This window comes from Pseudoduganella sp. RAF19 (assembly GCF_052114165.1).
GTDB lineage: Bacteria > Pseudomonadota > Gammaproteobacteria > Burkholderiales > Burkholderiaceae_D > Rugamonas.
Window position 1 is genome coordinate 63,162 of sequence record NZ_JBFREF010000016.1, and the last position, 11,651, is coordinate 74,812.

At 61.3% G+C, this 11,651-nt stretch carries 12 protein-coding genes and 1 rRNA gene; 2 read left to right on the top strand and 11 right to left on the bottom strand.

The window, feature by feature from the left end:
• Positions 1–32: 32 nt before the first annotated feature.
• A complete protein-coding gene (locus AB4Z19_RS29590; RefSeq protein WP_442024854.1) occupies positions 33–989 on the bottom strand; it encodes a CAP domain-containing protein in 957 nt (318 codons plus the stop codon).
• A gap of 148 nt (positions 990–1,137) precedes the next feature.
• On the opposite strand from AB4Z19_RS29590, the gene pssA reads away from it, so the two are divergent.
• Complete coding sequence (gene pssA / locus AB4Z19_RS29595; RefSeq protein WP_442037040.1) at positions 1,138–1,908, top strand: CDP-diacylglycerol--serine O-phosphatidyltransferase; 771 nt, start codon at positions 1,138–1,140, stop codon at positions 1,906–1,908.
• Here the strand turns inward: pssA and AB4Z19_RS29600 are convergent.
• The 10 genes from AB4Z19_RS29600 to AB4Z19_RS29645 all read right to left on the bottom strand — a co-directional run bounded on the left by AB4Z19_RS29600 (position 1,905) and on the right by AB4Z19_RS29645 (position 11,188).
• Complete coding sequence (locus AB4Z19_RS29600; RefSeq protein ID WP_442037042.1) at positions 1,905–2,780, bottom strand: aldo/keto reductase; 876 nt, start codon at positions 2,778–2,780, stop codon at positions 1,905–1,907. The genes pssA and AB4Z19_RS29600 overlap by 4 nt on opposite strands.
• Positions 2,781–2,784: 4 nt before the next feature.
• Complete coding sequence (locus AB4Z19_RS29605; protein WP_442037044.1) at positions 2,785–3,930, bottom strand: D-alanyl-D-alanine carboxypeptidase family protein; 1,146 nt, start codon at positions 3,928–3,930, stop codon at positions 2,785–2,787.
• A 59-nt stretch (positions 3,931–3,989) separates the two neighbouring features.
• Positions 3,990–4,637 carry an alpha/beta hydrolase gene (locus tag AB4Z19_RS29610; protein ID WP_442028089.1) on the bottom strand — a complete coding sequence of 216 codons (648 nt, stop codon included), beginning with the start codon at positions 4,635–4,637 and terminating at the stop codon, positions 3,990–3,992.
• Positions 4,637–4,960 carry a (2Fe-2S) ferredoxin domain-containing protein gene (locus AB4Z19_RS29615; protein WP_442028081.1) on the bottom strand — a complete coding sequence of 108 codons (324 nt, stop codon included), beginning with the start codon at positions 4,958–4,960 and terminating at the stop codon, positions 4,637–4,639. Before AB4Z19_RS29615 ends, AB4Z19_RS29610 begins: the two co-directional genes overlap by 1 nt.
• A 41-nt stretch (positions 4,961–5,001) precedes the next feature.
• Positions 5,002–6,126 (bottom strand): VanZ family protein, encoded by a 1,125-nt coding sequence (locus AB4Z19_RS29620; protein WP_442028083.1) that lies wholly within the window; start codon positions 6,124–6,126, stop codon positions 5,002–5,004.
• Positions 6,127–6,129: 3 nt separating this feature from the next.
• Complete coding sequence (locus AB4Z19_RS29625; RefSeq protein ID WP_442028085.1) at positions 6,130–6,735, bottom strand: ABC-type transport auxiliary lipoprotein family protein; 606 nt, start codon at positions 6,733–6,735, stop codon at positions 6,130–6,132.
• Between the two features lie 10 nt (positions 6,736–6,745).
• Complete coding sequence (locus AB4Z19_RS29630; protein ID WP_442037046.1) at positions 6,746–7,684, bottom strand: MlaD family protein; 939 nt, start codon at positions 7,682–7,684, stop codon at positions 6,746–6,748.
• A gap of 9 nt (positions 7,685–7,693) precedes the next feature.
• Positions 7,694–8,533 carry an ABC transporter ATP-binding protein gene (locus AB4Z19_RS29635; RefSeq protein ID WP_442037048.1) on the bottom strand — a complete coding sequence of 280 codons (840 nt, stop codon included), beginning with the start codon at positions 8,531–8,533 and terminating at the stop codon, positions 7,694–7,696.
• On the bottom strand, positions 8,533–9,654 hold the full coding sequence (locus AB4Z19_RS29640; protein WP_442027427.1) for an MlaE family ABC transporter permease: 1,122 nt from the start codon (positions 9,652–9,654) through the stop codon (positions 8,533–8,535). The genes AB4Z19_RS29635 and AB4Z19_RS29640 overlap by 1 nt, the downstream gene beginning before the upstream one ends.
• A gap of 61 nt (positions 9,655–9,715) precedes the next feature.
• Positions 9,716–11,188 (bottom strand): DUF4080 domain-containing protein, encoded by a 1,473-nt coding sequence (locus AB4Z19_RS29645; RefSeq protein WP_442027429.1) that lies wholly within the window; start codon positions 11,186–11,188, stop codon positions 9,716–9,718.
• A 393-nt stretch (positions 11,189–11,581) separates the two neighbouring features.
• On the opposite strand from AB4Z19_RS29645, the gene AB4Z19_RS29650 reads away from it, so the two are divergent.
• Positions 11,582–11,651, top strand: a 16S ribosomal RNA gene (locus AB4Z19_RS29650); the annotation flags it as partial.

Below are 11,651 nucleotides of genomic sequence, written 5' to 3' on the forward strand. Positions count from 1 at the left end.
AGCGCCCTGAAACGGGTCCAGAGTTTGCTGGCCTATTTCGTCGTAAACGACCAGTTACGCGACACTGGAACCGAATCCACCGTGCCGCTAAAGCTCACATCGTAGGTGGTCCCCGACTGCAGCGTTGACAAGGGAATAATGGCCGCCGCCGAGGTGGGCGTTTCCGCATCGGTGGCACGCGACAGCAGGCGCGTTGTCATATTGCTTCCACCGCGCGGATGCACGGTGAACGTGGTCACCGAGATCTGCGCCGAGATATCGGCATGCACACTGATTGGATAGCCGACCTGGTTCTGGTTCGGCACCGGGTCCGGCGACTCGTTATCGCTGTTGAAGGTAGTGGGCACGGCCGTCTGGCCATCGGCCGGGTAGTTGACGACCTTGCCATGCCCCACGCCCGCGCCGTAGCCATTGCTGGTTGCAAGGTCGGCGGTGAAGTAGGTGTAGTTATTGTTGCCGGTCGCGGCGCCTGCCCCCATCTCGCGGAACACCGGCTCGAACACCACGAAGCGGTGGTAGATGGCGGCGATCAGTTCCTCCGCGTGATAGACCCCGCTGCGGTCCGATGCCGCGGAGATCACCTCGCCGTAGGCATACGGCAGTGTCAGCGTATAGCCGGCGGCCGCAAAGCGGTCGCTGAGGGCCGCGCCCGTGAATCCGGGATTGCCCGCCGTCTGGTTGTGCACCACCGTGTTATTCAGGCGCAAATAATTCGAGTGGCCCACCGCGGCCGCATCGATGCGGCTGTTGCGCGTGAGCTGGGACAGGCCAATCTGTGCGCGACGATAGTTGAACCAATTGAAACCGTCCGTTGCCGTATCGCCCGTCATGGCGGGCGCGCCGGGCTGGTCGGTCGGCGTCGGCGTGGTGGGGGTGGTGGGCGTCGCAACGCCGATGTCGCTGCCGCTGCTGGTGGACCCGCCGCCTCCACCGCAGGCCGTCAGCAAGGCGGCCAGAAGCCAGGCCGGAAGCAGGAGTTTCGAACGCATGACGGTACTCCGAAAGAGCTGCCGGGCAGACCCGGCCATGCTTTGATTCTATGCCACTTTCCCGGCGGACGCGGTTCCGTTACTCTCAGTTACGTTTGCTACGACGAGGTAAAATAGGCCACATTCTTTTTCATAATCATTGCCAAATTTGAACTCCCTTCGTCAACAGCGCCTGCAGCGCGCGAAGTTCGCCTTGCCCAGCTCGGTCACCTTGCTGTCGATCGCCTGTGGCTTCGCCAGCATCGTGATCTCGGTCGACAACGCCTATATCGGCTATGCGCAGGACTATCGCCTGGCGGCCTTCCTGCTGGTCCTGGCGGGCATCTTCGATGCGCTGGACGGCTTCGTCGCGCGCGCCACCGGCACCAGTTCCGAATTCGGCGTGCAGCTCGATTCCATCGCCGACGTGATGAACTTCGGCTGTGCGCCCGCCGTGCTGCTGTACTGCTATGGCTTCGTGCAAATCGGCCCGTCCGATCCGACCCTGCTGCGGGCAGGCGGCATCGCGGCCTTCTTCTTTGTTGCTTGCGGTGCGCTGCGCCTGGCGCGCTTCAATGTGAACGTGGGACACACCGATCCGAAATTCTTTGTCGGCATGCCGATTACCGCCGGCGCGGCCTGTGTGGCGTCGGTGGTGGTGGCATGGCCGGATTATCCGGACACCAGGCTGCATGCCTATCTGGTGGTGGGCCTGCTGTTCGCCGTGGGCAGCCTGATGGTGTCGACCATCCGCTTCCCCAGCTCCAAGCAGAAGAAAAGCACCGCCGCATTGATCGTGCTGGCGGTGAATGTGGGATTGCTGATCTGGCTGAAGGCCAATTACTTTGTGCTGTTCTTCCTGCTGTACATCTGCGGCACGCTGCTGCTGAACATCGGCTGGCGCAGCGGCTGGCGCGGCATCGCGCCACCGAAAGATTAAGCGACTTCGTGGCCGCGGGCGGCGCGCAGGATCTCAAACCACTGCGCGCGGCTTAGCTTGAATTTGGTCGCTTCGACGGCGACCTTGATGCCGTCGAGGCGTCCGGTGCCGGTCAGCGGCACAGGCCTGGACGGCAGCTGCATGATCCACGCGAATACCACGCTGGCAAACGGCTTGCCCAGTTCGTCCGCAATTTCCTTGATCTTCAGGCGCAGGCGCTCGCTGGAAGCATCGCCTTCGCTGAACAGGCGTCCGCCTGCCAGCGGCGACCAGATCATCGGGCGGATGCCCTTGTCCTGCAGGCCGTCAAAAGTTTCGTCCCACATTGGCGCCAGGTGCAGCGGCGAGAACTCCACCTGATTGGTCACCAGCGCGATGCGCTTGTGCAGCGTATCGAACTGGTGGCGCGAGAAGTTCGATACGCCGAACTCGCGCACCTTGCCTTCGCTGCGCAGGGTTTCGAAGACATGCGCCACCTCATCGAAATCCATTAGCGGATCGGGACGATGAATCAGCAGCAGGTCCAGATGGTCCGTGCGCAGTTCCTTCAATGAGTTTTCGACCGAAGCGCGGATGTGCGCCGCGCTCGTGTCGTAATGCTGGATGGTGTGCGCCGGACGGCGCGAGGAAACCAGCTTGATCCCGCACTTGCTCACCAGCTGAATCTTGTCGCGCAGCGAAGGCTTGAGCGAGAGCGCTTCGCCGAACAGGCCTTCCACGCCATAGCCGCCATAGATGTCCGCATGATCGAAGCTGGTCACGCCCAGCGCGATGCATTGCTCGATGAAGTCCAGGCGCTGTTCCGGCGTCAGGTTCCATTCGGTCATGCGCCACATGCCCGCCACGACGGGCGACAGATTCAGTTTGGTCATATTTTTATTTGAGCCAGAGGCGGATGGAGTCCCATGCACGGCCGAAGATGGAAGCCTGGTCAACGGTTTCCAGCGCCACCACCGGCAGTTCCAGCAGCGGTTTGCCATCGACCATCATCTTCATGGTGCCGACCTTGGTGTTTTCGGCGATCGGCGCCACCAGCGGGTCCTTACGCTCCAGCACGGGCTTCATCTTGGCGGCCACGCCCTTCGGCACCGTCACCAGCACGTCCTGCTTGAAGCCGATCTTCATCTTGGCGGCGGAACCCTTCCAGACTTCCGGCGTGTCGATCGCCTGGCCCTTGGTGTACAGCTTCACGGTGTCGAAGTTCTGGAAGCCCCAGTTCAGCAGCTTCTGGCTTTCCTGGGTACGGGTCGAATCGGAGGTCGTGCCCATCACCACCGAAATCAGGCGGCGGTCGATGGTGCCGGACGGACGGTGGGCGGAAGCGATCATGCAGAAGCCTGCCGCTTCGGTGTGGCCGGTCTTCATACCGTCAACGGTCGGATCGAGCCACAGCAGGCGGTTGCGGTTCTGCTGCTTGATGCGGTTGTAGGTGAATTCCTTGACCGAGTCGATCTTGTAGAACTCAGGGAAGTCCTGGATCACGTGGCGCGCCAGTACCGACAGATCCTGCGCCGTGGTGTAGTTCTCCGGCGACGGCAGGCCGTGCGGGTTGGCGAAGTGGGTGTTGGTCAGGCCCATGCGCTGGGCATCGCGGTTCATCAGGGTGACGAAGGTAGCTTCGTCGCCGGCCACGGCTTCGGCCAGGGCCACAGCAGCATCGTTACCCGATTGGACCATCAGCCCGTACAGCAGGTCCTTGACCGATACCGGTGTGGCAGGATCGATGAACATCTTGGAGCTGGAGGCATCCACCTTCCAGGCTTTGACGGAGACGTTCACCATCTGGTCCAGCGACAGCTTCTTGTCGCGCAGGGCTTCGAAAGTGACGTAGGCGGTCATGACCTTGGTCAGCGAAGCCGGTTCCACGCGCGCGTTCGGATCTTGCGATGCGATGATCTGGCCGCTGGTGGCGTCCAGCAGCAGCCAGGATTTCGCGGCGATGGTCGGAGCGGGAAGCGTCTGCGCGACGGCAGACGTCATCAGGAGAACACTGGTCGCCAGTGCGGAAATGAGTTTCTTCATAGTGTCGTAGGGCGGATCATCGATCCGCCAAAATTGTTGGCCCCAAAAATTATAAGGCGTCAAACCGCCTCAACGGTGTCCTTTTGTCCCTGCCACAGCGCAATCACCCAGCTCTTGATATGGCCAAGCTTGCGATGGAAGAAGTGATCCGCACCCGGAATCACGATAACCGGAATATCCTGCGGACGCGCCCAGTCGAATACATCGGACAGAGGAATCGTCTCGTCATGCTCGCCGTGAATCAGAATCGTATTGGAAGGCACTTCGGCGATCGGCCACTTGGCGGCCGCGGTACCGACCAGCACCAGGCGCTCGGCCGGTGTACCGGCCGCGGCCAGGCGCTGCTGCAAATGCGACTGCACAAAGGTGCCGAAGGAGAAGCCGGACAGCGCCACCGGCAGGCCGGGATACTGCGCCACCATGTGCTGGTACAGGATCATCATATCGTCCGTCTCGCCATGGCCGTGGTCATGCACGCCTTCCGAAGCGCCAACGCCGCGGAAATTGATGCGCGCCACCACATAGCCCAGCGCCACGAAGGTACGGGCCAGGGTCTGCGCGACCTTGTTTTCCATGGTGCCGCCGTACAGCGGATGCGGGTGGGCCACCAGGGCGATACCCTTCGGCGCATCTGCCGGCATATCGATCAGGCCTTCCATCAGGCCTGCGCCGCCCTGCAGGGTGAATTTTTGCGAATTCTTGTTCATCATGCTTCTTTAATCTTCAAACGCTCTACTTCCACGCCATTCACGAGATGGCTGTCGATGATTTCGTCGATGTCGGCAGTGTCCACATAGGTGTACCAGGTGCCTTCGGGATACACGACCACCACCGGGCCGTGTTCGCAGCGGTCCAGGCAGCCCGCCTGATTGATCCGCACCTTGCCCGCGCCGTTCAGGTTCAACTCCTTGCAGCGCTTCTTGGCGTGTTTCTGCGCCTGCTCGGCGCCACGCGGACCGCAGCTTTCGCGGCCGTCATCACGGTGGTTCAGGCAAAAGAACACGTGATGCTTAAAGTATTGCTCACTCATAGTGACCTCTGTTACTTGGTGAATCCGTAATGATACCCGCCTCAGGGCTTATTGAGCTTATGGGACGGCAGCCAGAGGAACCACAAGGCCGCCAGGGGCCACATTACGGACAGGAACTGGGCCGCCCCATTGAAGTTCAGGAACTTGCCTTGTACCCAGCTTTGCAGCGTCTCGCTGAAGTAGGGATTGACGGGCGTGGTGTTGACAATCAAAAGGCTGAGCAGCAGGGTGGCTGCCGCCAGCCGGCGCTGCGCCACATGCGGTGCGAAAGCCAGGCCGCCCAGCATGATGGCGCCGATCAGGAAACCGCCCTGGGCACCGGGCGTGATCCAGGTGAAGGCATTGTCGGGCGCGAACAGCAGGGCGGTAGCCAGGGTCTTGACGGTAACGGCAGCGGCCACCAGTCCCACCACCAGCAGGCCGCGCGGCGAAGGCTTGCGCAGCAGGCAAAGCAGAGTGAGGGAGGCGCCCACCATGCCGCAGGCGGTGACGATGGTTTCGGACAGCCAATACTGCTCCACCGACAGCGCGACATCCGGCCGCAGGTAGCTGGTCAGGTCGATATCCTTTTCCAGCAGGTCGGACAGCCATTCCGACAGGATGGGCAGAATCTGTCCGAGTCCGAACAGGAAGGATTGCGGATAGATCTGGGCCAGCGGCCACAAAGCCACCAGCACCAGGCCCTGGCTGGCATGCTGGGCGAACCAGCGCTGGCGCAGGGCGTACAGCGCGCTGGTGTCCATCAATTTGCGCTCGGTGAGGGCGCCGATCAATGCACCGGCCGCGCAACCCACGGCATTGGTATAGAAGTCGAGATTGGACGAGACACGGGTGGGCAGATAAGTCTGTACCGCCTCCATGGTGCCGGACACCAGCACCCCGACCAGCGTCGCCACCAGAAAGGCCCATCCGCCGCGCAGCTGTGGGTGCAGCGCGTACACCAGCAGCACACCGAAGGGGATGTAGCCGATCACATTGGTGATGGCGTCGAACTTGGTCCAGTAGTGCGGCAGCGCTACATGTTCCAGGAAGATAAAGGGGGACAGTCCCGAGTTATGCCAGCCGGAGAAGGGATACAGGCTGGCATAGACGATCAGCAGCGTGTAGGCCAGCAGCGCGGCGCGCGCCACTGGGGAACCTCTTTTCGCGCGGCCGGCTTCCGTCATTGATTACTGCTTCGGCAGGGTCGCCAGCCAGGCCAGGATATCTGCGGCGACTGCGTCGGATGCGTTGGCCAAACCGCGCGCGCCGCCCGGCGCATCGGCGCTTTCGGCCGGAGCGGTGTGGGTAAAGGTGCGCTGATCCACCAGCTGGTGATGGCGGAATACGGAAGCGCGCAGCGAGATGCTGGCGCTGCTGTGCATGGCGCTGTCAAAGTTCTGCGAGAACTCGTCGGCTTCAAGGCGCAGCAGCGGCAGGCCGCCCGCCGCATCGGTGGTGTTCAGCACTTTCACGCCGGCCTGCGCCAGGCGGGCCTTCATGCGCTGGCTAAGCAGCTGCAGCGGCGTTACGCTCCAGTTGTTGAAGGCGTAAGGGCGCGATTGCTGCGCATCCGAATACATCAGGCGGTAGAACATGCGCTGAGTGTCCAGCGAAGCAGGGCCGGTTACGTCCGCGACGACCAGGGCCGGGAAGACGGCTGCGGCAGGCGATGCGCTGTTGCCGGCGGCAGCCGTCAGCGGACCAAAGTCGTAGCTGGTCGTCGCCTGGGTTTTGTTGCTGGCGCAGCCGGCCAGTGCGGCCGCGAGGCTGAGGAGAATCAGGGTAGTCTTCACGTTGATGTCCTTATTTTTTCGGAGACTCGAAGCCGGGTTCGCCCGGGCCCGGCGGTGTGCTTGGTGCACCGAACAGCAGGCTGGTTGGACGGTCGCTCAGGTTGTTCATGGTGCGGCGTACCGCGCGCATGGAGGACTTGGTTTCGTCAGCCAGGCCATTAAAGCTAGGCAGCGTGTCCAGTTCAACACCGCTGGTCACAGCTTCCAGCGAGGTACCGGCACGATCCACCGCGCCGGTGATGCGCGCCACCGCGCCGTCCGGACCTTGCAGGCTGGAGGCCAGCTGGTCAGCGTCAGTTGCCAGCTTGTCGACCGTGCTCAAGGTCTTCTGGGTTTGCGCGGCCAGGGCCGGCAGCTTGTCGATGGTCGGCTTCAGCTGCTCGGGGATCTGGCCGAAGGCATGCGCCGCGGTGCTCAGGTCATTGACGGCGCCCATCATGGCTTTCTGATTGTCGTCGCTGAGCAGGGTGTTCAGCTTCTCGGTCACCTGCTGGGTTTGCGACAGAATCTCCTTGCCGCGTTTTTCCAGCTGGTCGAACAGTCCGGGGTGCAAAGGAATGCGGGTCGGGTTTTCCTTGCTGGTGCCGATGCGCTGCGAGCCGGTGGCGTCGTCATCCAGCTGAATGTAGGCGATGCCGGTCACGCCCTGATAGCCCAGCGTGGCGTAGGTGGTCTTGGTGATTGGCGTATCCGGGTCGATGGCGAGGCGGATCAGGATCTGGCCCGCCACCTTGGGGTCGAAGTCGATGTCGTCCACCTTGCCCACTTCCAGGCCGCGATAGCGCACGGCGGCTTGCGGATTCAGTCCGGGCACCGCCATCGACGTTGAAATCATATACGGCTCATACTTCACGCGGTCGCGGTTGAACCAGACGCCGAACAGGATAGCCGCGATCAGCAGTGTGATCGTGAATATCCCGGTCATTAAGGCATGCGATCGGTTTTCCATACTTGCTCCTTATTCGAGGCCGGCCAGCGCGCGTTTGCCGCGGTCGCCCAGGAAGAATTGCTTGATAAACGGGTGATCGGTCTTGATCACTTCCTTCGTCGGACCGCATACCAGCACGTGCTTTTCGGCCAGCACCGCAATGCGGGTCGAGAGTGCGAACAGCGTATCCAGGTCGTGCGTGACCATCACCACAGTCAGCCCCAGCTCCCGGTGCAGGGACTTGATCAGCGAAACGAAACTTTCGGACAGGTCGGGGTCCAGGCCGGCGGTGGGCTCGTCCAGGAACAGCAGCTTCGGTTCCAGCACCAGCGCGCGCGCCAGCGCAACGCGCTTGATCATGCCACCGGAGAGATCGGACGGCATCTTGTTCGCGTGCTCGGGGCCCAGGCCCACCATATTCATCTTCAGCAGCACCGCGTCGCGGATCAGGTCCTCGGGCAGTACCTTCAACTCCCACAGCGGCTGCGCGATGTTCTCGAACACGTTCAGCGCGGAGTACAGCGCACCTTGCTGGAACAGCATGCCCCAGTGATTGCGCAGCTCCTGCAGGTGGGTGGAGGAGGCCAGCGAAATGTCTTCGCCGAATACGCGCACGCAGCCCTTGGTGGGGCGTTCCAGCCCCAGCATCTGGCGCAGCAGCACGGTCTTGCCGGTGCCCGAACCGCCAACAATGGACAGGATCTCGCCCTGCCAGATGCGCATATTCAGATCATTGTGGATCACCGTGCGGCCAAACTTGGTCTGCAGGTTGGTGATTTCCACTACCGGCACGCTGCCATCCAGCGTGAGCTGCCCTTCGCCATCGGGACAGCCGCAGTTTTCTTCTTCCTGTTTGGGCTGGTCGTTCATCAGTAGCCCACTCCATTGAAGACGATGGCGAACACGGCGTCCGCCAGGATCACCACGGTAATTGCCGTCACCACCGACGTCGTGGTACCGCGGCCCAGGCTCTCGGTGTTGGGCTTGATGCGCAGGCCGAAATGGCAGGACACCAGCGCGATCAGCATGCCGAACACGCAGCCCTTGAGCAGGCCGATGATGTAGTTTGCGATCGGCACCGCGGCCGGCAGCTTCTGAATGAAGTAGCGCGCCGACAGATTCAGTTCGATCTTGGCTGCCACCATGCCGCCCACCAGGGCGCTGACGTCGGTCCAGATCACCAGCAGCGGCATCGAGATCGCCAGCGCAATGACTTTCGGCAGGATCAGGCGGAAGCCGTGCGAGATGCCCATCACCAGCATCGCATCCAGTTCTTCGGTCACGCGCATGACGCCCAATTGCGCCGTGATCGATGACCCGGAGCGGCCCGCCACCAGGATCGCCGCCAGCAGCGGTCCCAGTTCACGGATGATGCTCATGCCGAGCAGGTTCACGAGATAGATGTCGCCGCCGAAGTTGCGCAGCTGCTGAGCCGACAGATAGGACAGCACCACGCCAATCAGAAAGCCCACCAGCGCCGTGATGCCCAGCGCCTGGAAGCCGGCGTGGAAGATGTTGGCCGAGATCTCACGCCAGGGACCGCTGATTGGCCTTTTCAGGAAGCGGCCTGCGTCCTGCGTGACTTGCCCGATCAGGCTCACGAATTCGCGCAAATGCTCCAGGAAGTGCAGGATGCCGAAACCGAGCGCAGTCACCCAGCCAAAATGCTCCTTGCGGGGACGCGGTAGCTGGATCTTGCCGGTGGTTTCAAGGCGATGGAAGAATTCGTCCTGGCCGTCGGCCAGTTTCAGCGAGGCGGGACGGGCATAGTCCCAGGCTTCCCAGAAGATCTGAGCGCCGATGTGGTCCATGCTGTCGATGCCACTGAGGTCCCATTGCACATCCTTCTTGCCGCGCAAGCGTTCCAGGCAGCCGGATAATTTCTTCATCACCCGCTTGCTCGCGAGCGCATGGACCTGCCAGGTCCCATCGGCAGTCACAGCGCGCCCGTCTGGGCTGAAGGTTAAGGTTGGCTCTTGTGCAATAGGCATGTCGCCAGTGTAAGTGAGATTTGTTTCGGGCGCTACAAACTGCAGGTCTACCGTGCCGTCCCTATGCTGCCATATGTCTTGCCTGGCGTTGCGGCGCGGCGCTTGGATGTGCGGACTTGTTTTTTACACCATGCCCATCGCGCGCCAGTAGCTCCGTTACTTCGCCGGCGGACATGCGCTGTTCCAGCCGGCGCCCGACCAGGGTCGCCAGGCGATCCAGTGCGATGCGGTGGGTGGCGTCCGTATTCGCGTACAGCCAGTCCGAGAAAGCCATGAAGTTTGCGAACGGGTGTTCGCCAAGCAGTACCGGCGTGGCGTGCGTGAAGCGGCCGGAGTTCGCGACCAGGTCCCAATAGCGGGCGAAGCGCACCAGGCGCTGCATGGTCGGGAAGTCGATGTCGCGGTTGGCCAGAATAGTGTAGGGCGGATAAGGGTCGTACACCATGCCGAATTCCTCAGTGTGGCGGATGATCGGCGTGCCGCGCAGGCGCTTCAGGATGCCGAACTGGATTTCGTGCGGGCCCAGTGCCCACAGCTTGTCGAAGCCTTCCGCGAAGCTCTCCACCGTTTCGCCGGGCAGGCCGGCGATCAGGTCGACGTGCATGTGAACGTTGGAGTGCTCGCACAGCCAGCGGATGTTGTCCGCTGCCTTCTGGTTATCCTGCTTGCGGCTGATATTCGCCTGCACCACCGGATTGAAGCTCTGGATGCCGATCTCGAATTGCAGCGTCCCGGCCGGGAATTTGGCGATGCCTTCTTTCAGCGCTTCAGGCAGGTGATCGGGCACCAGCTCGAAGTGGGCGTAGACCGGATCGTCCGGATTTGCGGCCAGTTTATCCAAGAAGAACTGCATGATCTTCAGGCTGGTCTTGATGTTCAGGTTGAAGGTGCGGTCCACGAACTTGAACAGCCGCGCGCCGCGGTCGTGCAGCGACTCCATCTCGGCCAGGAAATTATCTATATTGAATGGCCAGGCCGTTTTATCCAGCGAGGACAGGCAGAACTCGCACTTGAACGGGCAGCCGCGCGAGGCTTCTACATATAAGGTGCGGTGCGCCAGGTCATCGTCGCTGTATTCCGAGTAGGGCAGGGTAATCTCGGCCATCGGCGGCTGCACACCGGCGTGCACTTTCATCAGCGGCTTCGGACCATTCAGGATTTCGCCGCACAGTTTGGGGAAGGTGACGTCGCCCCAGCCGGTGACGACGTAGTCCGCCAGTCGCGCGATTTCCTGTTCGCCCGTTTCATATGAGACTTCCGGACCACCCAGCACAATGACCACCTGCGGCGCCACGCGCTTCAGCGTCGCAATCAGGCGCGCAGTTTCTTCCACGTTCCATATATAGACGCCGAAGCCGACGATCTTCGGCTGCGCCGCGAGGATGCGCTCGACCATCTCGGTCGTCTTCGCGCCGATCACGAATTCCTGGATGCGCGTTTGCGCTTTCAGTTCGCCCATATTGGCAAGCAGATAGCGCAGGCCCAGCGAAGCGTGGGTGTAGCGGGCGTTAAGAGTGGACAGCAGGATGGTCATGATTGAAGCTCAGGCGCGAAAAGATGAATTTTACTCTTGCGCGGATGGCTGCGGTTCGCTATAGTTCTGTCCCTCGCAACGACGCACACGCAACGTAGCGAGATGTAGGAAGCGCGAAGCGCTGAAAACATAGGGTTGACGAGTTGCACGCTGTACCGCATAATCTCGCTTCTCTGCTGCTGACAAACACAACGATTTGTCGCTAAACGCAGCGATCTTTAAAAAATCAACAGTCGATAAGTGTGGGCGTTTGAAGATGGCCAACGCGCCGAATGGCRCGATGCTCAAATAATATGCTTCAAATGCTCGCACAAAATTAAACGTAATCTCGCAAGAGATTTCGTCAGTATTTTGAGTGAGCGACCAAGTCAGCAATGACTTAAAACAGAGATTGAACTGAAGAGTTTGATCCTGGCTCAGATTGAACGCTGGCGGCATGCTTTACACATGCAAGTCGAACGGC